Source organism: Pectobacterium parvum, from assembly GCF_020971565.1.
Lineage (GTDB): Bacteria > Pseudomonadota > Gammaproteobacteria > Enterobacterales > Enterobacteriaceae > Pectobacterium > Pectobacterium polare.
In genome coordinates, this window is the sequence record NZ_CP087392.1 from 3,105,987 (window position 1) to 3,128,415 (window position 22,429).

Sequence of the window (22,429 nt, forward strand, 5' to 3'; positions counted from 1 at the left end):
CTTTAGGGCGAGGCTCAATGATGAGCCGAGTATTGCCAACGCACAAGCAGCTTGAAGTATGACGGATATATACCTGTAATTTTTGAGGCTGCACTAGGTTGCAGGGGCCGATCGCTGTGTGAAGTGAGTTTGGAGGGGTCTGGCAGAAACAATGCCGAAATTCTGCTTATGAATGACGCAGAATTTCGGCACAGGGTCAGTCCGAATGATTTCAGACCTTGAGCATTTTCACCGTGGCATCCACGTCGATCTCATCTTCCGAGAAGATTAACGTCGTTCCCTGGAAGGTAGTGATTGCCAGTTTTTTCAGGGAGCGCATGTCACCAGGTTGAGTGGCTGACTTCGGCCTGATGCTACCCATCAGTGCCCCCACAGACAGCACCGTATTTTCTTTATCAATGCGGATATCAGCAGGCACTTCTTCACTGTAAACCAGATAAGATTTGATCGACGTGAGCTTAATGCGCTCGCCCGCGATATAGATGTATTTGCTTTCCGGTACCACTTTCACAGCATAAGCTGACAACCCCTTGTTATTCGTCGTGGGTTCAAAAGTGACCGCCGCATCTTTCTTAATCAGATCAGGGTTGGCGACCTTAATCACATGAAAATAACGGTTATCGCCGTTTTCATCTTTGATAAATCCAAAGCCTTTATCTTTAAACCAGGTTGTGATCGTTCCGTTCATCGCTATTGTCGCCTACTTAATCGTTTATCTGCTCAGTTTTTGCAGCGCGCAGTGTAAAGCACAATGCCTGCGCAAACTACGTCTTTGGGTTAAGTCTGGACGATAAATTTCTGGTCTGCGAAAAAACATTCCCGATGCCCATCCCCCCAGCATCGGGAAATATTTATTTAACTGATATCACCACCATTAGTAGCAATCACTTTCTGATACCAGTGGAACGATTTTTTCTTATAGCGGTTGCCACTGCCGGAAATCGTGTCATCCAGTTCGACGTAGATAAAGCCGTAGCGTTTGCTCATCTCGCCGGTAGACATGCTGACCAGATCGATACAGCCCCACGGTGTATATCCCATCAGCTCAACGCCGTCGGCAATCGCATCTGCCATTGCTTCGATGTGCTGACGCAGATAATTGATACGATAGTCATCAGCGATGTAGCGATCTTCATTCGGCTTATCCACCGCGCCCAGACCGTTTTCGACAATAAACAGCGGTTTTTCGTAGCGGTCATACAGTTGGTTGAGCGCAATACGCAGCCCCACCGGATCAATTTCCCAGCCCCACTCACTGGCTTCCAGAAACGGATTACGCGCTCCGCCCAGCAGGTTGCCGTGGGCTGCTGCCGCATCCGGATCAGTTTTATAGGTGGTGGAGGACATGTAGTAGCTGAAGCCGATATAGTCGACGGTGTGCTGTTTAATCAGCTCCAGATCTCCCGGTTGAATATCCAGCGTAACGCCCAGCGACTGCCACAGGCTTTTCGCGTAGTAGGGATATTTCCCGCCCGCCTGCACATCCGCACAGTAAAAGTTAAATGACTGAGTCTCTTTCAGCGCCGCCAACTGATTGATGGGGTTACAGTCATAGGCGTAATTCGTGGCAAACAGGATCATGCAGCCGATCTGGATCTGCGGATTGGTCTCATGCGCAATTTTCACTGCCAGACTGCTGGCGACAAACTGGTTATGCCACGCCTGAAATTTGGCCTGTGGCTCCAGCGCGCCAGTTTGCACCGTCAGCCCCTGACTCATGATCGGGAAGTGGGCAGCACTATTGATCTCGTTAAAGGTCATCCAGTACTTCACTTTATGGCCGAAGCGCTCCAGCACCGTGCGGGCAAAACGCTCGAAGTGGCCGATTAACTCACGGTTTTTCCAGCCTCCAAAAACAGTGGCAAGATGCAGCGGCATCTCATAGTGAGAGATCGTAATCACGGGCTCGATGCCGTGGGCGATGCAGGTATCAATCACCTGTTCGTAATGACTCAGCCCCGCTTCGTTGGGCTGCTGCTCAACGCCGTTCGGATAGATACGCGTCCAGGCAATGGAGAAGCGATAGCATTTGAAGCCCATCTCGGCAAACAGCGCAATATCTTCACGGAAGCGATGATAGTGATCGATGCCTTTATGGTTAGGATAAGTGTAGCGCTGCTCATCCAGCGTGAAGTCAAACGCGTCGGAAGCTACGATGTTTAAACGCGCTTTGCCGCCGGGAATGGCGTCAACAATCGACAACCCTTTGCCGTCGATATTGTAGGCCCCTTCGACCTGATTCGCTGCGGTGGCCCCGCCCCACATAAAGCCGTGCGGAAATCTTTCACTCATGGCACTTATCCTTTATTGATGATGATTATTTAATGTCGAGGGTCTGCCTGACGTTGACTTGATTCAGCGCGGCCCGAATGGCAGAAATTCTAGAGGAAAAGCGAGGGCATGAACAGCAATAAGAAACCGGTTGCACATCCGGTGTATGCGGGTCTACCAACATAGGGACATTCACCACGGCCAGCGGATTACACGTTATTTTTTCGTCTTCTGAGGTACTTTTCGAGTGGCTGAATGGCTGGTTTTCTCACGGTTCTGGCCTCTTCGGTGCGTGGTCTCAACGAGCTTCCTGAACGTCGGACACTCCATATGCGATGGCGCAGAACAGTCGGCAACGTGCCGCAGCGTGTCGCGCAATATCTTTAATTCATGGATTTGCCGATCGATTTCGTCAGCCTTCTTATGCAGCGCAGTGCGGGGCAAATCCGGCATCCCATCCTTTTTAAACATGCCAGCGATTTCTTGCAGTGAGAACCCCGCCGATTTCCCCATCGTAATCAACCTGAGTTGCAGCAGCACGTCGGCAGGAAACTGCCGACGAAGCCCATGTCGGGACGCCGAAGCAATCAGCCCAATTTCCTCGTAATAACGCAGCGCCGAAGGCTTGATTCCACTCTTCTCCGCGATTTCGCCTATATCCAGAAACTTCATACTTGACCTCAAGTCGACTTTAATTTGTAGCATGCTCTGGAACCCACATTCTGACAAGGATAAAAAATGACAATTAACCAACCGGGCGAACCAGAGCAGGCTAAATCTGGGGTCACCATTACACTGGCACTCGCAATACTGTCGGCCTCGCTGGGAACAAGTATTTCCAATATTGCCCTTCCGACGCTGACAGCGGTATTTTCTGCGCCCTTCGCGCAGGTGCAGGCCGTTGTTATCGCCTATCTTGCGGCCATGGCGCTTTCGGTTGTGATCGCGGGTCGCCTTGGCGATCGCTATGGACTGAAGCCCGTTTTCATTGCAGGTCTTGGGCTTTTCGCCCTCGCTTCACTGCTGTGCGCCATTGCCCCCCAGCTGTGGCAACTTATCGCGGCAAGAGCACTTCAGGGGATCGGTGCAGCGTTCCTGATGACGCTCGGCATGGCACTGCTGAGGCAGACGGCTGGGGAGAAGCATGTCGGGCGAGCGATGGGGATACTGGGAACGGTGTCCGCACTGGGTACCGCGCTTGGCCCTTCTGTCGGCGGCTTCCTGCTTGCGATAGCAGGATGGCGTAGCCTGTTCTGGATACAGCTCCCGCTGGTCACGATCGTTTTGTTTATGGCTTTTACTCTACTGCCAACCACGCCGGTGAAGGAAAAAACCGCGCAATCAGGGGGATCGCCGTTGCGGAACACCACACTGTGGCCGAATCTCACGATTAATGCGGCCGTCACCGCCATTATTATGACGACGTTAATCGTCGGCCCCTACTACCTTGGCCTGGGTCTTGGACTGAAGGAAACACTGGTGGGACTGGTGATGGCGATTGGCCCTGCCGTTGCGACCTTTAGCGGGATTCCGTCAGGGCGACTGGTCGATACCTGGGGATTTAAACGGGCTCTTACCGCCGGGCTCTCTCTTGTGGTGACGGGCACCTTCATGCTGGCGATCTTGCCCAATCTGCTCGGCGTCACGGGTTATATCCTTGCCATTGTTGTCCTGACGCCCGGCTATCAGCTCTTTCAGGCGGCAAACAACACCGCCACCCTTGCCGAGGTTCCGGGGAACCAGCGCGGTACGGTCTCCGGTCTGCTTAACCTGTCGCGCAATATTGGGTTGATCGCCGGTGCTTCAATCATGGGACAGGTTTTCGCCTTGGGGGTCGGCACGGAAGATTTTACCCATGCCGCCCCCGCTTCCCTCGCGAATGGCATGCAGCTGACCTTCTTTCTGGCTGGCGGTATGGCGCTTGTTGCCATCGCATTCGCTTACCTGCCACGGTGGAAGCGGGTTACCCAATAATCTGTGTGTCTGTTTTCAGGTTACATGCATCACACTAAGGGAAAGTAATTAACGTGAATGCCCCTTACTGCTGGCGAGAGGCGGTCTTGACCAGTTCAGATAATACGGCAGTCGCCTCATCTAAACGCTCAGGGACGAGCTTGTAGAACACCCAATTTTTGATGCGTTTCGATGTGACAATCCCAGCTTTCGAAAGATATTGAAGATGACCGGTGACGGTTGGCTGGCTCAAGCCAATTTTCTCAGTGATAAAACCGACACAGACCCCATCGTTAACCAGATCCCCGTCCTGCTGTTCCGGGAAGTGTGCCCGGGGATCGGCCAGCCATTCCAGAATGATGAGCCGTTGCTCATTGCCGAGCGCCCGTAATAGATCGGCCGTTGTCGTTGCCTGCTTGTTCATATAGCCAAATACCTATATAGTCATTTCCATATACAGCTGATAGAGAAATACTATGACAGACCACTATGAAAGGGCAACCGACTCTGTAACGTTGAAGGATATTTACGCCGCGTCTCAGCAGATCAAAGCAACGATATGCAGAACACCGCTAGACCACTCGCAGGAATTATCCGCTCTTGTTGGTGCAGAAATTCGACTCAAAATGGAAAACCTCCAGCAGACCGGTAGCTTTAAGCTGCGTGGTGCGGCAAACGTGCTTGCCAATCTGAATGCAGAACAGCGCCGCGCTGGCGTTATTGCCCCCACGGCAGGAAATCATGGATTAGGGCTCGCCTATGCCGGGCAGGTCGCGGGCATCCCCGTAACCATCTTTTTGCCACGCGCGGCAGACCCCATGAAGGTCGCAGTCATGAAAGGTTGTGGCGCGCGTATTGCGTTCTTTGATGACATCGAAGAAGCGAGGCAGGCGGCTATCGCAGCGCAGCAGCAGTCAGGTGCCACCTTCGTTTCTGCCTACGACAACCCGCATATGATTGCAGGCGGTGGCACTGTCGGCCTTGAAATCATGGAAGACTGGATGGATGCAGAGATTATTCTGGTGAACATCGGCGGTGGCGGACTCATCTCAGGGATCGCAACAGCGGTCAAAGCAATCAACCCCGCTATCGAAGTGTGGGGCATACAAAGTGAAGCGAGCCCGACATTCGCTCGCTGGAAAGAAGCGGGTGAAGCAATTCCCGTCGATCTGGCCCCCTCCATCGCCGAGGGCGTGAGTGGTTATATAGAGCCCAGTGCGATGACCTGGCCGCTGGTTCGTGATCGCGTTGATCGCGTACTCACGGTATCAGAAGCTGAAATCAAAGCCGCGATGCTGTCAATGCTCGATCTGCATCGCCATGTTGTCGAGCCTTCAGGGGTGCCTGCTGTCGCGGGAGCCATTCGCTACGCGAAGGAGATTGGCGGACGCAAAACCGTCTGTGTCATCACCGGCAGAAACATTTCGAGTTCACGCTATCTCACGCTGCTTAATGATGCGGTAACCTTACGGTAGGCGAGTAAATTCTGAACATGACCCGCATATTGATCAGACCACTCAGCAATGTGCGGATCTCGCGTTATATCAATGTGCAATAGAGATAGAACAGAACGGTATCAGCGAGCCGCATGAGTTTGTTATGGTATTGACTTAACTCGCTCACTTTTCATGCATAAGGAGTTTTTGAATGGCTACCTCCCCAACGTATGTGCCGCCAAAAGTCTGGCAGCCCGCTTCTTCCGGCGGTGCTTTTGCCAATATCAACCGCCCGATCGCTGGCCCAACGCACGAGAAAGCGCTGCCCGTTGGCAAACATCCGCTTCAGCTTTACTCGCTGGCGACGCCAAACGGCGTGAAAGTGACAATCATGCTGGAAGAGTTGCTGGCGCTGGGCCATTCAGGTGCAGAGTACGACGCTTGGCTGATTAAAATTGGCGATGGAGATCAGTTCTCCAGCGGGTTTGTCGACGTCAATCCAAACTCCAAGATTCCCGCGTTGCTTGACCAAAGCGGCGAAAAGCCGGTTCGCGTGTTTGAGTCAGGCTCCATTCTGGTGTATCTGGCCGAGAAGTTTGGTGCGCTGCTGTCGAACGACCTCGCAACGCGTACGGAAACCCTGAACTGGCTCTTCTGGCAGATGGGTTCCGCTCCTTACGTTGGCGGTGGATTCGGCCATTTCTACGCTTACGCGCCGGAAAAATTTGAATACCCGATCAACCGCTTCACGATGGAAACCAAGCGTCAGTTGGATGTGCTCAACCTCCAACTGGCAGAGAACCGCTATCTGGCCGGCGACAGCTATACGATTGCCGATATTGCGGTTTGGCCGTGGTACGGGGGGCTGGTACAAAATGCGCTTTACTCAGCCGGAGAGTTCCTGTCCGTACACGAATATACGCATGTGATTCGTTGGGCTGACGAGATTGCCGCCCGTCCGGCGGTGATCCGTGGCCGCAAGGTCAACCGCACCTGGGGTGAAGAGTCTGAGCAGGTCGCCGAGCGCCATCAGGCATCCGATCTGGATTAACCTTCTGCCGCCAGATCAATACTGGCCGTATTCAACGACTAAAAAAATCGGCCTCTGCCCTCTCCCGTCAAGGAGGAGGCAAAGGCCGAATAGGGTAATACGCGCGCTTGACTAATTAGCAGCGTTTCACTTTATTCAGTACCGTCTGAATCGCCGTCGACAGCTCATTGATCTCGAATTTCGCGACGTAAGCATCTGCGCCAACATTGCGTACGTGATCTTCGTTTGCGCTACCAGACAGTGAAGAGTGGATCACCACCGGGATATTCTTCAGGAACTCTTCACGCTTGATGTTTCTTGTCAACGTAAAGCCGTCCATTTCCGGCATTTCCAAATCGGTCAGGACCAGAGAGATCTTATCCGAGATAGGTCGGCCTTCTGACTGTGCTTCTTGTGCAATTTGTCGAATCTTGTTCCAAGCATCCTGTCCAGTAATATGCATACTAAACGGAATGCCCATCTGGGTTAGCCCCTGCTCAAGCAGCGAACGAGCGACTTTGGAATCTTCCGCCACAATCGCAATCGCACCTGGCGTATAAGGGTAAATTTTCTCTTCTGTGCTCTTGAGCTTAGTTTCTCGATCGCCGGGAATGATATCAAACAGGATCTGTTCAACATCTAGCACCAGTGCCAGACGGTTACTGTCTTTGTCGGTATCAAGACGTGCGATACTTGTGATATAGGAACTGCTCACGCCCGCCTCAGCTGTCAGAACCTGACTCCATTCCAGACGAACGATATCGTCGACTGACTCCACGGCGAATGCCTGCGTACTACGCGCATACTCCGTGATAAGAAGAATGTTCAGGCCGGTTTCTGATGAACTGCCGACCACAGCAGGAAGATCGATAACGGGAATGATTTGCCCACGAATGTTGACCATACCCAGCATCGGCGATTTCATGCCAGCCGCTTTGGTCAGCGTAGGCATCGGCACTATTTCACGCAGTTTAAACACGTTAATGCCAAACAGCTCAGATTTGCCACCTTCAGGTGATTTGCCCAGCTGGAATAATAAGAGTTCAAATTTATTAGCAGAGGTGAGGTTTGTTCTCTCATCAATTTCTTTTTGAAAATTATCCATGCTTTCCTCAGTGCGAGTCATTGTCATTATAGGTATAGCGTAACAAGGCAACATTCGAGATGTGAGCAAACAGGAACCAACATCCGACCGCTCCACTGTACGTGATAGTCGTGTTCTTCAATCTTATCCAGCGTCAAACGTAAAATACTCGTTAAGTGTGTCAACTTCATCGCCCAACAATGGCAATCATCGGACCAGTAGACGGATATCAGCCCTCTTTAGTATACAGTCGGCTCGCATCCTTTAGGTGCAGATAATATTCCCTGAATCATTAATATCGGCAGAGTTTGCCAACACCTTATCCCAAATCATGACAGAAATGTTGCCTGAGAAGAAAATCTTGCGTAGATCTAGACGCAACCGTCAGAAAACACGCATGCTGTTTACTTATGAGCAATACCTCATCATCTCGGTCGAAAATTGATGCTTGAAGTGCAGAATAAAGAATGGCGTAAAACCGAACTAAAGCAGCCAAGGAAACTACAGGGGTTTTCTGACAAAGAACATCACCACATAGCGAGCATTTACGATCCACATGAAGAAGGTAAAATAGCCACGATCGCAAAAGCGCTAAATAGGTGTAACGATACGATTAAGTTGATATAATCTTAGGTAGGATCAATCACCTCCCAACGGCTACTACCAGACATATACATCAGGTGCTGACCCTTGCTTATCCCCACAGCACTGCCGTTTACATGAATTGATATACTGTAACCAGCTTGATAGCTCACAAATATTGATTTTCATTTAAGCGCGTCTGGCTGTGGGAAATAAATATTTGATGCCCAACGGCCATCTTGAGAACGAATAGCGACTAAATCGACTTTTTCTAATGCACCCGAAATGGTTGCCGCAGCCAACTGGCATTAACAATCGATACTTCTGGTGCATCGGGAGAGGCTATCGCTCCAAGATTTTTTATAGTATTGGTACAAGCATTATCGGTACCCGAAGCTTGTACCACATAAGGATTATTACAGTTCCCGTAAGTATAAGTGCTCTGTTCTGCCTCCGTTTTGTCATCGCCTAGTGGAGCCTGAAAGATAGAGCGTTGAGCCCTCATCACATAACAGGAAGAAAGTGGTCCATTCCCTTGTGAAAACTCTTCAAAAAAACCAGAAGACGCATATAACTTACCGTATGTGTCAGGAATCTCAATAACGCCAACCGTTGTGGTTGACCCATCCGTCAGGTTTGTCACAACACCTGTAACCAGATTTCCATTCATGGAAACATCTAATTTGTACTGGTGCCCCATTTTCCACGGCACAACAATCTCACAGTGCACTCCTGAACCTTCGTTGTCGAAGTGACCACACTCACCGCTCTTCCATCCTTTTGCACTCCAGATAGCGTAATTAAAGGCATGGGTGTTATCACCCTTATTTTGTAAGCCAATATACCCGCCATCCCCTTGTTTAAAGTGAAATTGGTTTTCCCAATAGTAGTGGGAATCTATTCCTCCATCGTTAACTATCTTCTGAAAAAAAGATAATTTATTAAACTCTGAGTTTTCAGGCCATGAGTGTTCTATCGCAACAATCCCTCCAACTACAACGGCATGGACTGATGGGCTAAAAAACAGAACAAAAAAAATAATTACGCGTTTTAATTTCATAATCACCTCTTAATTAAACATAAAATCGCGGTAAAATATCGACATGATTGAATAATATTAAACCAAATCATTTAAAAAATATTTCATAAAAAACAACATATAAAAACCATCAATTAACTTAATTAATAAGTTGAGGCATCCTTGCCTGCCATCTTTTTCATTCATTATTATCGCACCCTATCCACACAATCGTCCCTGATAAATATTTCCTCTTCGCAAGGATATTCAGGTGGGTAATTCGGGTAACTAAGCGCAGTCAACGCACATACATTTTTAACACATTTATTAATAACACAAATGGATTATCAATCATGCCACATTAACTTCATTAACTTCATTAACCTTCACTGACAAAACGCTGGCAATACTCACCAGAAATTTTTTGTTCAGGATTACTACTGGTGGTCAAATCTACATAAGTGTATGACGAAGGATTGTCACGATTGAAGCACCATATACCAAGGAAGCCAAGTGATTGCTCTTTAGCGAAAGTTGCCAACATGGTGGCATCAGCCAATTTAAATATGCTCAAGTCGTCATTTAGCCCAACCATTGGCGTAATAGCAACCTTGCTGTATCCTCCATTGATAGAGATATTTTTCAGTTGAGCGCAGATACTTTTCGCAGCATCGATTGCCGCTTGCCCCATATTATGGGCATATTGAGGATCGTAATAATCCATTGCCATGGCATTTACTATGAAATCCAACTTAGCATTGGCGGCCTGTTGAACAATCGCCAACCCTTCAGTGGTGAGACCAGTCGGCATGGTTGGTAATGTAAAAGAAAGTTTGATCTTCGGATTATTCTTTTGAACCGTGCCAAGTGCTTCAAGAATATTATTAATATTATAAAGTCCGTTCTCTAAATCAAAATCCAAACCAACAGCATGGTATTCATCAATAGCCTGCTGATAGGTGCTAATGAGTTCCTGTACACTGAATACTGTTGATATATCTGAGTTAGTGGCTCCCCCAAATGAGATGACAACATCTTGATTTGAAGCATTTAACTCATTTGCTAAAGGTACCGCCCAATTTAAAGGCATCCTATCGTTTGCAGCCCAACAGGCTTGACGTGAAGGGGATAACGTAATAAATCCAAATATTAATCCACTAACTCCCCACTCAACTGCTTGTTTAGAATACAGTGGATTAGGACGCCCATCTGGGTAATTTTGCCAATCAGACCATAGCGCATTAATAGTAACATCAATATAAGGGGTGAATAATGTAGTCATAGCATAACCTCTATCTTTTGATAAAATCTCAGGGAGATAACCACTTTCATTATCATATAATTATCTTAGCTATCATATTTTTAGTTAAACTAAAAACACAAAATTAATTCTATCCTGAATTTTTCATTTGTCACGACGCACTGAACATTTCATTATAAAAAATATTAGTAATAAAATAATAATTTTTACAATAGTTAGAGTTATAAAATAAAAACTATGATAATATTAATTCCTGAGAGAAATAATTAATATTATCACTTATCCTCTTTTGTGTAACCATTTCTGACTATCATATCTTTAAAGGGTATACCAGAAAGGTGAAAACATTCAAAAGCGAAGCAAATGAACCTGCTTGTAAACGGGTTTATCATGTATCGACGTTTCCTCCGGTTGATTGGAATAGCTAGTTGGGAAGGGAATCACAGCCACCTGATGAGAAAATGGGCACTATGCGGAGCATCAACACAGTCGCAGTTATTTCATGCCACACGATATTAACATCGAAATGACAAGCCATCGCGGTCGGAAACTTACGGTGAAGTATCGAATAGTGATTCAGACCAGGAAAAACTAAAACTTCTCATTTACCATCCGAACCAAAATAATAGAACTCCCTAAGCAGTAATGTCGATCAGTTGAACGATCCAATAGCAGTGTAAAAATCCGGAAATGTTCTTCATTTCCGGATTTTTTATGCGTATTTCTCAGGCCCTTGGTCTCGTTTCCCGTTACGATCCCATTCGTAACCCGTTGACTTATCTTGCCGATTTTCTTGACCCAGAACTGACTGCACGTTGCCTTGCTGAGTCCTGCACGGCCACCCTGCGCAAACGCCGTCTTCCTCTGTAAATGATGGTCTGGTGCGTTGCCGGCATGGCGCTTGAACGTAAAGAACCGCGTCCCCACAGGGGTGGGCTGACGTTACTGGCGATGGATGGCGTCGTCTGACGCACACAGGAAACACCCGAAAACGATGTAGCTTTCCCGCGGCAGACTTACTGCGGACAACTTGCCCCCTATCCGCAGGTCAAAATGGTCTGTCAGATGGAACTGACAAGTCATCTGATAACCACAGCAGCCTTCGTACGATGAAAGACAGCGAATATACTCTGGCTGAGCAACTGATAGACCAGACTGCACGCTGCTTGATAAAGGTTATTACTCATTAGGGTTGCTGAATACCTAGGAGCGTGCGGGAGAACACAGACACTGGATGATACCGCTTAAGAAAGGTACCCGTTACGAGGAGGTCCGGAAATTGGGGAAAGGCGATCATCTGATACGACTGAAAACCACGTCGCAATTCCGCAAAAAATGGCCGGAACTGGCTCCAGAAATAACAACCCGGCTGCTGACATATACCCGTAAAGGCAAAAGCTACCAGCTACTAACCTCAATGACCGATGGTATGCGTTATCTAGGGGATTAGATGGTCGATCTTTACAGCCATCGGTGGGAAATCGAGTTGTGTTACCGTGGAATTAAACAGACAATGCAGTTGAGTAGACTGACACTGAGAAGCAAAAAACCGGAGCTTGTGGAGCAGGAGTTATGGGATGTGTTACTGGCATATAATCTAGTGAGATATCAGATGATTAAAATGGAAAATCACCTGAAAGGTTACTGGCCAAATCAACTGAACTTCTCAGGGTCCTGCGGGTTGGTCATGAGAATGTTGATGACGCTTCAGGATGCATCGCAGGGTCGGCACCCAGAGTTAAGGCAAGATCTGGAGAGTATGGGACAAATGGTGAAGTTGCCGATAAGAAGGGAAAGAGCCTTCCCAAGAGTAGTGAAAGAAAGGCTTTATAAATATCGAAAAGCGAAGAAAAACAGCCAGTCAGTTGCTTAACACCACACACCCTAAATTCAGTAGACAGAACAGGAACAAAATTATGGGTAATTCCCTGGGTTGGCAAATCAATTTGTAACAATTTTTTTAAAATTTACTTTCTTGAATTTTTTTATAAATTGTCCTGTTCATGAAAAAATTATAAGTGATATCATGGGGTAACAGTAGTTAGACTTAGGTATAGGTCAGCACTATACTTTTAGGATGCCATCTATATCATGGGTACTTTCTTGCTTTTATTGAGGCCGTTACATGTCTGTATTTTGCTCTGACAATGAAATTATCAATAACACGATAAAAAGCTATCTCGGCCGAAAGTTAAAGCAGTATGGCGACCTGAAATACGCCTACATGATCATGAACAAGAAGAACCCTTCTCAGGTTGTGATCATCTCAAATTACCCGCAGGAATGGGTTAATACCTATAAAGAAAATAACTATCAGCATATCGATCCGGTTATTTTGACGGCGATAAATAAAGTCTCGCCGTTTTCCTGGGAAGACAACATCGTTATTAACTCTAAGCTGAAGTTTTCCAAGATTTTTAATCTGTCAAAAGAGTACGATATTGTTAATGGCTACACCTTTGTCTTGCATGACAACAATAATCATCTGGCAGCGCTATCAATTATGTTTGAAGAACACGCGCCAACAGATATGGAAAATATTGTTGAGGAAAACAAAGACAAACTGCAAATGCTGCTCATTGCTGTTCATGAGAAAATCACCACACTTTACAAAGAGATGACGCAAAGCCCTCAGAGTAAAAAGCAAGGTGACAAAGAGATTTTCTCCCAGCGCGAAAACGAAATTCTGTACTGGGCCAGCATGGGAAAAACTTACCCGGAAATTGCGCTGATTCTGGATATCAAAATCAGCACCGTGAAATTCCACATTGGTAATGTGGTGAAAAAACTGGGCGTGCTGAATGCCAAACACGCCATCAGGCTGGGCGTAGAATTACAGCTCATCAAGCCGGTACCGTTATAATCCTCCAGTCTATTTCAATTTAGTGAGATAGACTGCTGCGCGTTCCACAACGCGCGATAACGGCCTTCAGCATGAAGTAATTCGTTATGCGTTCCCTGCTGGGAAATCCCCCCATTCTCCACAATCAGAATTCAATGTGCGCCCACAATTGTCGATAGCCGATGTGCGATGACAATCACCGTCTTGTCCTGAACCAGTCGGTCAATCGCCCGCTGTACGGCGAGTTCGCTTTCGGTATCCAACGCCGCCGTCGGTTCGTCCAAAATCACAATCGACGCGTCCTTCAATAAGGCTCGCGCAATCGAAATACGCTGCCGTTCACCGCCGGATAATCTGCCGCCGATATCGCCCAGTCGCGTTTGCCATCCCTGTGGCAGTCGCTGAATAAAGTCCAGACACTGTGCGTCGGCGGCAGCCCGCTCGATCTCTGCGTCGCTGGCATCCGGGCGTGCCATCCGAATGTTTGCCAGCACTGAATCATCAAACAGATAGACATCCTGAAACACCACGGAAATCAGCCGATTTACTTCACGCGTTGGTATGCAGCGGATATCTACGCCGCCGCTACCGCACCTTTGGCTTTATGAGCGGAACATCGGGCTATGCGCAGGTCAACGAAGGCCGAACCGTTGGCGTAGACATGCGGGTCGACTTGTTCTGATTTTTATTCTGATTTCTGTCGTTGTACATCCGTAGGACAACGGATGACCTATGGATGTACAACGACAACGGCCTGCTGGGACAATTTTCTGTCATCCCGGCAGGCCGTTTCTTCTTACCGCACATGCCTCTTGCCACTTATTTCCCTTACAATCCGTTACCGATTAGGCTTTCGCCTTTGCCGCCGGGTCATATTAATGACATCGCTCCTGCACCATACTGACCCTCGCCACTTTCTCATGATCCGTTTACCCTGATGTTTTGCGCCAGCCGCATTCTGCCGGAGATCCATCATGACGCGTAATAAGCTCCTTCTCCTTCTGATTCCCGTTGTCATCTTGCTGATTGCCGTGCTGTGGTGGTCATTCGGACGGGGAAACAGCAATGCACTATGGGAGATCGTCAGCGAACAATGCGTGCCCAATCAGCAGCGCAACGGCAAGCCGGCCCCCTGTCTGGAAGTGAATCTGGCAGAGGGCTACGTGCTCTTCGATGACAGAAACGGCCCCTATCACGATCTGCTGCTCCCAACGGATAAAATCAGCGGCATCGAAAGCCCCGAACTCTTGCAGCCAGGTATACCCAATTTCTTCGAGCAGGCCTGGGCACGCCGCGCTCGCCTCTCCAGCGAGGCAGGTAAACCGATCAGAGATGACTATCTGTCGCTGGCGATTAATTCACACTATGGCCGCACGCAAAACCAGCTGCATATCCACATTGCCTGCCTGCGCCCAGAAATTTATCAAACGTTGAATCAGCAGTTCCCGACGCTTTCTGGTGACTGGAAAATGCTGCCAGCGAAAATCAACGGGCACGTCTATCTGGCAAAAATACTCACGGCGAACGAACTGACGCAAAGCGATCCGTTCAAAACGCTCGATCGCTACGCCCAGCAGCGGGATAAATCTATCGGCAAATACGGGCTCGCGATGGTCTCCACGCCAGCAGGAGAAAAGGTACTCCTCGCCAGCGGTCTTGACGTGTTCAATATGAGTCTCGGGTCCGTGGAAGAAATTCAGGATTTTTCCTGTGCGCTGGCAAAATAGCCGCTGACCGCGCCAGACAGCGGCCTGAAGGTCGATATACCCTAAAGAATTCAAGTTTCAGGACAAAACGTCAGCGTTTTGAACAACGCAAAGCGTTGGTCCTTTAGGGCAAGGTACATTTATGTGCCTCGTAACGCGGCAAGTGAGGGAGTCCCGATGAGCTTACCCAAGTAAGTGATGTGACCGAGTGAAGCCAACGCACATGCAGCTTGAAGTATGACGGGTATAGCAATCAATTCGCTATAAGTTATAACGTTTTATTCATTGCGTTGCCAGCCGACCTCCGCCTAAAAAGTGGGGAAAATCGATACGGTAGGTAGCTGCAACATGCATCTGGATTTACGGCAATTACGCAATTTTCTTGCACTGGCCGAACATGGGAGTTTTGTACAGGCCGCCGAGGCCGTCTGCCTGTCGCAATCGGCATTCAGCCGCAGCATTCAGGCGCTGGAACAAACGATGGGGCATCCGCTCATCGACCGTCAGAGCCGCCGTTTTTCGCTGACGTGGCAGGGCAATACGCTGCTGCCGTTTGCGCGGCGTATGCAGGAGCTGTCCTGGGAATTGATGACCGACATGCGGCAAATCAGCGAGGCGCAGGAAGGCGAGCTGACGTTTGGCTGCGGCCCTGCACCGTCAACCACGCTTATCCCTAAAGCTGTCGCGCATTTCCATGCCCTTCGTCCGCGCGCCAGAGTCACCTACAGCGTGGATAACTGGCAGTCCCTGCGTGAGCGATTGCTGGCCGACGAGTGGCCTTTTATCGTTGCCGATACCTGGCAGGCCGAAATGGAAACCAACCTCCACGTACAGCCATTAAGCCAGCAGCGCTGCTTCTTTATCTGCCATTCCTCGCATCCGCTGGCGCAGCAGGCAAACGTGACGCCGGACGATCTCCTACGCTTCCCGCTCGCCTCCCCTTTTATGCCCGTTGGCATGCGCAAGGTGCTCGCGGCGTTAACGCGTCAGCCCGATTATCGGCCACAGATTCAGTGTGATCATATCTACTCCGTCTTCAGCATCCTGCGGCACACGCAGGCCATCAGCTTTGCCAGCGAGGATGGCTTTGCGCTGGGGCGATTAAGCCATCAACTGGTAGAAATTCCGCTGACGGGCACGCCAGCAGAATGGGGAAATATGCAAACCCGCTTCGGTATTGTCACCTGTTTGCAAAGAACGCTGCCGCCGCTAGCCGAGCTGATGATCGAAAGCATACTGGCGCAGGACAGGCTGCGCTCACCGGCTCCGGCACTGCCGACCCTGTGAGCACATTCGTGATTATTTCGCCGGATTACCGCTGGCGTCATACACCGCCCAGTTCGATTCCAGCCCTTTGGCTTTCAGCGCCCGGTCAACAAACTGGCCGGCAAACCAGTCACTGGCCGAGAACGTGTTGCGAATCAGCCCAGCGGCTTTAGCCCGTTCAATACTGTCCTGCAAGCTGCTGAGCAGGAACGGATCGAGACGCGGCGAACTTTGAAAAGGGAGATCTTCCGCTTTCAGCTCTTCCTGAAAAATCGCCTGCGGAATCTGACTCTGCTCAGCCATCAACGCGGTGTATTCCGGCAGGTGCTGTGCATCGCCGATCCACTGCGCATTGTCCACCAGCACATTCACCAGTTGCTGCGTCGTGCCCGGATAACGGTCGATAAAGTCCTGCGTCGCCAGCACGGCCGCCTGCGTGGTGTTCGGCCAGCCCAGCGCCCGGCTGGTAGTCACAATATTGATGCCCTGCTTACGTAACGCCAGCAGAGAGACGCCGCCCCACACCGCGTCCACACGTCTGGCCGCCAGCGCCGCTTTGCCCGCCGTCCAGTCCAAATTGATCACCCGCACGTCCCGCTCGTTTAGCCCGACGCTTTTAATCGCACGCTCAAACGACAGCTGATCGGCCGTTCCCTTGTAGACTGCAATCCGCTTGCCGCGTAGGTCTTCAATGCGCTGAATACCCGATTCCGGTGTCGCCGCCAGATAAGAATTAGAGCCGCGTGACCCGACCAACACCCGCGTTGGCAGGCTCCCCGAACGACCGATAATAGCCGCCAGATCGCCCAGATACACCACATCCAGCTGCTTGTTTGCCAGCGCCTCATTCACCGCTGGGCCCGCGCCTTTAAAGAACGACCAGTGAATTTTAATACCCTGCGGCTCAAATTCCTTCTCCAACTGCTGGCGAATATGCGCCAGCCCCAGCGGCCCGCGAATAAAGGGTTTGCTGCCTGCGCTCTGATCCGGCAAACCAATGCGAATCTCCGTCGGCTTCTGTGCATCCTGCGGGGCGGCGTCGTTTGCCTGAACGGTGGAAACGAGCGCAGCCCCCATCAACAAGGCGGTACTTAATACCTTCATCCCCCAGCGCCAGCGGGAAGACGCCGCTATCGGCGAGGCAGTGATCAACTGGGTGGCTTGTTGCATACGGTTTTCCTTAATAATTCGTTTCATCTGTCATGAAACTAGCGAACCGTCGGCGTCAGGCTTAAATAACATTTACAGGTTTGTTCTGCGGAAAAAAGCATAAATCAGGGCTGGCGGGCTCGGGCTACGCATATGCATTTATTGCACGGCGACCATCGCTTTATTGCATTGGCGTTCAACGCTGAAACCTGTTTTTTATTCCCTACTCATCCAACTGCGATGGTTTTCGGGAATAAAATGAATAAGTCGATACCGCTGAAAAAAACCACGATCGTCTGGCCTTCTCTGCCAACAACGCGGATCCATTCTCTTGTCGTGCAACTAGTCGTGCCACTGGCAGTGCTGGCCCTGTGGTATATCAGCACCCACTACGGTTGGATGCCGGCACAAATTCTCCCAACTCCCGATGTCGTCGCTAAAACTGCCGTCGAACTCTGGCACAACGATCTCCTGCCGCAGCTCTTTATCAGCCTGCAACGATTGGCTAGCGGCCTGCTGGCAGGCGTTCTTGCAGGGACGCTGCTTGGGGCACTGATGGGAGCCTCGCGTCGTGCCGAACACCTGCTGCACCCGACGGTATACGCGCTGGCACAAATTCCAACGCTGGGCTGGATCCCGCTGTTTATGGTGCTGTTCGGCATTGATGACGCTCTGAAGCTCGCGGTCATCATCAAGGCCGTAATTATCCCAGTGACGCTGCATACGCAAACGGGCGTGCGCAACGTGCCGCATGCGCTACAGGAAGTCGCTCGCACACTGCGCCTGCCATGGCATCAGCGCCTCATCAAATTAACGCTGCCCGCCGCGCTACCCACCTGGTTAACCGGCTTACGACTGGCGCTCTCGCAAGCGTGGGTGTCGCTGATCGTGGTCGAACTGCTGGCGTCGTCTCAGGGCATTGGCTACCTGTTGGTGTGGGGACGTCAGCTGTTTCAGCTGGATATTGTGTTTGTCTGCATCACCGTCATCGGGCTGGCGGGGCTGGCTATGGAGTGGGTAATCAATCAACTGGAACGCCGTCTGGTCTTTTGGCCACACCCGCCGCTCAGTCGCTTAACCGTTACGCCGTCTCGCCGTTTATCCGCATTGGTTTTACCGTTCCTGCTTCTGCTGCTCTGGCAACAGGCCAGCCGTTTTGGCTGGATCGACCCGCTGCTGCTGCCACCGCCCGCTGATGTGTGGCACATGTTACTGCAAGGCGTGCGTGACGGTTCGCTCATCGAGGCGATGCAGGCCAGCCTAACCCGCGCGCTCGCCGGTGCAGTATGCGGCATTGTCGCGGGGCTCGTGTGCGGTGTACTGCTGGGGCTGAATGCCACCAGCGATGCCCTCTTTACCCCTACGGTCGCGACGCTGCGCCAGATCGCGCTATTTGCCTGGCTGCCGCTACTAACCGCTTGGGTTGGCAACGATGAAGTCGGGAAAATCACGTTTGTCGCACTGGCCTCATTCTTCCCCATGCTGGTGGCTAGCCATCGCGGCATTCGCCAGCGTTCTCAGGCGTTACAGGAAGTCGCACAGGTACTGCGACTCCGTCTCTGGACCCGCCTGCGGGTGCTGATTCTGCCGGGTGCCGCACCTGCGATCTTCGCCGGTTTACGTCTGTCGCTGATTTACGCCTGGCTTGGCACCATCGGCGCGGAATATTTCATGTCATCCGGCACCGGGATTGGCAGCCTGATGATCAACGCCCAGCAGCTGCTGGATATGCCCTTGATTATCAGCGGCATGCTGTTGATTGGATTAACGGGCGCGTTGCTCGACCGCGTCGGATTAGGTCTGGAACAGCGGATGACGCGCTGGCGTTCCGCAGGAGAAATCGCATGACATCCACAACCCTTGACGTATCACCGCCGGTGGTGCAGTTCGATCGACTTCGTAAACAGTTTCGCGTACAAGGCGAGGCGTTAACGGTGATTGAGGATTTTTCCCTGTCGATTCACAGCGGTGAACTGGTGGCGATTGTTGGCAGCAGCGGTTGCGGCAAATCCACGCTGCTGCGCATGCTGGTCGGCCTGGACAACGACTATCAGGGACGCGTGCTGGTCGAAGGAAAAACCGTGCGTGGTATCGGACGTGAGCGCGGCATGGTGTTTCAGGAACCGCGCCTGTTTCCGTGGCTGACAGTACGACAAAACATCGCGCTCGGGCTGGCGAATGAAGCCATCGACGACAAAAAGCGGAAGCGCCTGATCGACCACTTTATTCAGCTCGTCCATTTGCAGGATTTTGCCGATGCCCTGCCCGCCCAGCTTTCCGGCGGCATGGCACAGCGTGTGGCTATCGCGCGAGGTCTGGTCGCTAATCCACGCATCCTGATGCTGGATGAACCTTTTGGCGCGCTGGATGCGTTGACCCGCCAGCAGATGCAGCAGGAACTGCGCCGCATTCATCAGGCGGAGGGCACTACCACGCTGCTGGTCACCCACGACGTCGAGGAAGCGGTCTATCTCGCCGATCGTGTTGTCGTACTGGCCCCGCGACCGGGCCGTATCCGCCAGATTGCAACGATTTCGCTGCCGCATCCGCGCCAGCGTGACAGTCAGGCCTTTCACCAGCAGTGCAGCGACTTGCTCGCACTGCTGACGCAGCCTGCCGATACGGCTGCCCCTTCTCTTCTCTGAACACGTAAATACTGGAGCACAACTATGGGACACCCTTCCGTCTACCCGACCGGCACAACGATTTACAATCCGGAAAAAGCCTGGGGCGGCTACACCGTCTTTCAGGCACTGGAACGTGGCGCGGTACTGGTGGATATGAATGGCACCGAACTACGCCTGTGGGAAGGTCTGCATGGCTTCCCCAACAAGATCCTGCCCGGCGGTTACATCCTCGGGCACAGCGGCGAACGCGACTCGCGCTACGGCATGCAGGACATGGTCGATCTGATTCAGGTGGACTGGGACGGCAACGTCGTGTGGAAATTCAACGGCTATGAGCACATTACCGATCCCGATCTTCCGCCAGAATGGATGGCACGCGTCCATCATGACTATCAGCGCAGCGGCAATCCGGTAGGCTATTACGCACCGGGGCAGGAACCGCAGTCGATTGGCGGCAACACGCTGCTGTTGGCGCATACCAACCTGCACAATGAACGCATTAGCGACAAACTGCTGCTCGACGACACCATCATCGAAGTGGACTGGCAGGGCAATATTTTGTGGGAATGGCGTTGCAGCGACCATTTCGATGAGCTGGGCTTTGACGACGACGCGAAAACCGCGCTGTACCACAACCCTAACCTGCGCAAAAGCGGCGGCGGGATGGGCGACTGGATGCACATCAACTCCATGTCAGCACTTGGCCCCAATCCGTGGTTCGATCAGGGCGATACCCGTTTCCACCCGGATAACATCATCTGGGACGCGCGCGAATCCAACATCATCGCCATCATCGACAAGCAGAGCGGCAATATCGTCTGGCAGCTTGGTCCGAATTACAACACACCGGAACTCAAACACATTGGCTGGATTATCGGCCAGCATCACGCGCATATGATCCCCGCCGGCTTGCCGGGCGCGGGCAATATTCTGGTGTTTGATAACGGCGGCTGGGCAGGCTACGGCGCGCCCAATCCGGCATCAGCTGACGGCGTGAAAAACGCCTGGCGTGACTATTCCCGCGTGCTGGAAATCAACCCGATAACGCTGGATATTGTCTGGCGTTATTCGCCATACGAAGCGGGCATCCCGCACCCAACCGACGCTTTCCGTTTTTACAGCCCGTATATCAGCAATATTCAACGTCTGCCGAACGGCAATACGCTGATTAACGAAGGGGCCAACGGCCGGCTATTTGAAGTCACCGTCGATCACGAAATTGTCTGGGAGTTTATTTCCCCTTACTGGGGCAAGACGGTGAACACCAATATGCTGTACCGCGCCTACCGCGTACCTTACGAGTGGGTGCCGCAGCTACCGCGCCCACAGGAAACTCCGGTGATTGCCCCCGACAACACCCAACTACGTCAACCCGGTGCCGCCGCCCCCGGCTTCGCCAGTGTGATTCGTATCGACGGCACGCGCCCCTACAAAAAGGGCGGCGATGCCCTGTGCGTCGCGACCGACAGCGAAGACCTCAAGCGCAGTCCGAAGCTCTTTGCCGTCAACCGTGAGCGTTTTGCTCCAGTGACCGCCGACGACTGGCCTGAGCTGGCAGCCCAACGTGGTCCACAGCTGTTATTGGTCGGCGCTGAACGCTGCGTCCACTGCAAAAGCCTCTATCGCCAGTTAGAAGCGACTCTGGGTAACGAGGAGTACCGACAATTACCCAGTCATTATCTGGACGCCGATCATCACATTACCCTGGCGGAGCAATTGGCGGTCAGGACGCTACCGACCCTGGTATGGCTCGTCAATGGTGAAGAACAGGCTCGCCTGAACGGCGCACAGCAGCCCGAACGCCTGCGCCAGTGGCTAACCGCACAGCAGATCTAAACCTCCCCCCTTAACGTGATCTCGCTCCCGGTGAGATCGCGTCTATCTGTACACTGCCTCTTACACAAATGCCTCAACTTGCGGTGGTTTATATCCGGCTTAAAAAATTATGCAGCGGTGGACGTGGCCGCCGAGTGAGCGGCATGGACGCCGCGAAAGCCTGTGCCGCGCAGGGAGCGCGTCACTGGCGGCTCGACTAGCGGTCATGTACACCGATGGCACCGCGCAGCGGCATAATTTAGCCGGAAGTCAGAGTTCTCAGGGCGACGGCAACTGAGCGCCCTGAGTCGGGCGCGTGTTCGAGTATCACAGATGAATAACGACAGTGCAGCGCACGAAACGACCTCTGAATCTTCATGGGAATGTAG

18 protein-coding genes and 3 pseudogenes are annotated in these 22,429 nt (G+C 51.4%); 12 read left to right on the plus strand and 9 right to left on the minus strand.

The annotated features are described in order from the left end of the window. Positions 1 to 211: 211 nt before the first annotated feature. The 3 genes from LOZ86_RS13990 to LOZ86_RS14000 all read right to left on the minus strand — a co-directional run bounded on the left by LOZ86_RS13990 (position 212) and on the right by LOZ86_RS14000 (position 2,943). Complete coding sequence (locus LOZ86_RS13990) at positions 212 to 694, minus strand: cold-shock protein (RefSeq protein ID WP_039484390.1); 483 nt, start codon at positions 692 to 694, stop codon at positions 212 to 214. 161 nt (positions 695 to 855) lie between these two features. Then, entirely contained in the window at positions 856 to 2,292 is a 1,437-nt protein-coding gene (locus LOZ86_RS13995; protein ID WP_039512463.1) for a glycoside hydrolase family 1 protein, read from the minus strand. A 195-nt stretch (positions 2,293 to 2,487) separates the two neighbouring features. Next, entirely contained in the window at positions 2,488 to 2,943 is a 456-nt protein-coding gene (locus tag LOZ86_RS14000) for a helix-turn-helix domain-containing protein (RefSeq protein ID WP_230242168.1), read from the minus strand. Positions 2,944 to 3,009: 66 nt separating this feature from the next. On the opposite strand from LOZ86_RS14000, the gene LOZ86_RS14005 reads away from it, so the two are divergent. Further along, entirely contained in the window at positions 3,010 to 4,245 is a 1,236-nt protein-coding gene (locus LOZ86_RS14005; RefSeq protein ID WP_039512461.1) for an MFS transporter, read from the plus strand. Between the two features lie 64 nt (positions 4,246 to 4,309). On the opposite strand, the gene LOZ86_RS14010 is transcribed toward LOZ86_RS14005, so the two are convergent. Then, positions 4,310 to 4,648, minus strand: coding sequence for an ArsR/SmtB family transcription factor (locus tag LOZ86_RS14010; RefSeq protein ID WP_039484386.1), 339 nt, complete (start codon positions 4,646 to 4,648; stop codon positions 4,310 to 4,312). 52 nt (positions 4,649 to 4,700) lie between these two features. Between LOZ86_RS14010 and LOZ86_RS14015 the strand changes: the two genes are divergently transcribed. Together LOZ86_RS14015 and yghU are read left to right on the plus strand one after the other, a co-directional pair. Beyond that, entirely contained in the window at positions 4,701 to 5,699 is a 999-nt protein-coding gene (locus LOZ86_RS14015) for a threonine ammonia-lyase (protein WP_072012384.1), read from the plus strand. Positions 5,700 to 5,871: 172 nt separating this feature from the next. Then, entirely contained in the window at positions 5,872 to 6,711 is an 840-nt protein-coding gene (yghU, locus tag LOZ86_RS14020) for a glutathione-dependent disulfide-bond oxidoreductase (protein ID WP_039484385.1), read from the plus strand. Between the two features lie 115 nt (positions 6,712 to 6,826). Here yghU and LOZ86_RS14025 read toward each other — a convergent pair whose 3' ends face one another. From LOZ86_RS14025 to LOZ86_RS14035, 3 genes are all read right to left on the minus strand, one after another. After that, positions 6,827 to 7,795, minus strand: coding sequence for a chemotaxis protein (locus LOZ86_RS14025; RefSeq protein WP_039512460.1), 969 nt, complete (start codon positions 7,793 to 7,795; stop codon positions 6,827 to 6,829). Positions 7,796 to 8,627: 832 nt separating this feature from the next. Beyond that, positions 8,628 to 9,416, minus strand: a complete 789-nt coding sequence (locus tag LOZ86_RS14030) for a DUF3472 domain-containing protein (RefSeq protein WP_207783009.1) — start codon at positions 9,414 to 9,416, stop codon at positions 8,628 to 8,630. A 337-nt stretch (positions 9,417 to 9,753) separates the two neighbouring features. Next, on the minus strand, positions 9,754 to 10,656 hold the full coding sequence (locus tag LOZ86_RS14035) for a chitinase (protein ID WP_039484380.1): 903 nt from the start codon (positions 10,654 to 10,656) through the stop codon (positions 9,754 to 9,756). Between the two features lie 669 nt (positions 10,657 to 11,325). Here LOZ86_RS14035 and LOZ86_RS14040 point away from each other — a divergent pair. Together LOZ86_RS14040 and LOZ86_RS14045 are read left to right on the plus strand one after the other, a co-directional pair. After that, positions 11,326 to 12,508 (plus strand): annotated as a pseudogene (locus LOZ86_RS14040) (IS4 family transposase). A 252-nt stretch (positions 12,509 to 12,760) separates the two neighbouring features. Continuing rightward, complete coding sequence (locus LOZ86_RS14045; protein ID WP_111779143.1) at positions 12,761 to 13,498, plus strand: LuxR family transcriptional regulator; 738 nt, start codon at positions 12,761 to 12,763, stop codon at positions 13,496 to 13,498. Between the two features lie 14 nt (positions 13,499 to 13,512). On the opposite strand, the pseudogene LOZ86_RS14050 reads toward LOZ86_RS14045, so the two are convergent. After that, a pseudogene (locus tag LOZ86_RS14050) lies at positions 13,513 to 14,061 on the minus strand (ATP-binding cassette domain-containing protein); the annotation flags it as partial. Here LOZ86_RS14050 and LOZ86_RS21560 point away from each other — a divergent pair. The 3 genes and pseudogenes from LOZ86_RS21560 to LOZ86_RS14060 all read left to right on the plus strand — a co-directional run. Then, positions 14,058 to 14,159, plus strand: a pseudogene (locus LOZ86_RS21560) (hypothetical protein); the annotation flags it as partial. The pseudogenes LOZ86_RS14050 and LOZ86_RS21560 overlap by 4 nt on opposite strands. A gap of 292 nt (positions 14,160 to 14,451) precedes the next feature. Further along, positions 14,452 to 15,204: a CDP-diacylglycerol diphosphatase gene (locus tag LOZ86_RS14055; RefSeq protein WP_039484369.1), complete on the plus strand. Its 753-nt coding sequence runs from the start codon at positions 14,452 to 14,454 to the stop codon at positions 15,202 to 15,204. 327 nt (positions 15,205 to 15,531) lie between these two features. Beyond that, complete coding sequence (locus tag LOZ86_RS14060; protein WP_039484367.1) at positions 15,532 to 16,470, plus strand: LysR family transcriptional regulator; 939 nt, start codon at positions 15,532 to 15,534, stop codon at positions 16,468 to 16,470. A 12-nt stretch (positions 16,471 to 16,482) separates the two neighbouring features. Here the strand turns inward: LOZ86_RS14060 and LOZ86_RS14065 are convergent, their stop codons facing one another. After that, positions 16,483 to 17,619 carry an ABC transporter substrate-binding protein gene (locus LOZ86_RS14065; RefSeq protein ID WP_039484365.1) on the minus strand — a complete coding sequence of 379 codons (1,137 nt, stop codon included), beginning with the start codon at positions 17,617 to 17,619 and terminating at the stop codon, positions 16,483 to 16,485. A 237-nt stretch (positions 17,620 to 17,856) separates the two neighbouring features. On the opposite strand from LOZ86_RS14065, the gene LOZ86_RS14070 reads away from it, so the two are divergent. The 4 genes from LOZ86_RS14070 (at position 17,857) to LOZ86_RS14085 (ending at position 22,338) form a co-directional block, all read left to right on the plus strand. Continuing rightward, positions 17,857 to 19,446: an ABC transporter permease gene (locus tag LOZ86_RS14070; RefSeq protein WP_230242170.1), complete on the plus strand. Its 1,590-nt coding sequence runs from the start codon at positions 17,857 to 17,859 to the stop codon at positions 19,444 to 19,446. Then, the gene (locus tag LOZ86_RS14075) at positions 19,443 to 20,243 is read left to right on the plus strand and encodes an ABC transporter ATP-binding protein (protein WP_039484364.1); all 801 of its coding nucleotides are present in this window, start codon (positions 19,443 to 19,445) and stop codon (positions 20,241 to 20,243) included. Before LOZ86_RS14070 ends, LOZ86_RS14075 begins: the two co-directional genes overlap by 4 nt. 24 nt (positions 20,244 to 20,267) lie before the next feature. Beyond that, positions 20,268 to 22,061, plus strand: coding sequence for an aryl-sulfate sulfotransferase (locus tag LOZ86_RS14080; RefSeq protein ID WP_039484362.1), 1,794 nt, complete (start codon positions 20,268 to 20,270; stop codon positions 22,059 to 22,061). 109 nt (positions 22,062 to 22,170) lie between these two features. Continuing rightward, a complete protein-coding gene (locus LOZ86_RS14085; RefSeq protein WP_156890150.1) occupies positions 22,171 to 22,338 on the plus strand; it encodes a hypothetical protein in 168 nt (55 codons plus the stop codon). Positions 22,339 to 22,429 lie beyond the last annotated feature (91 nt).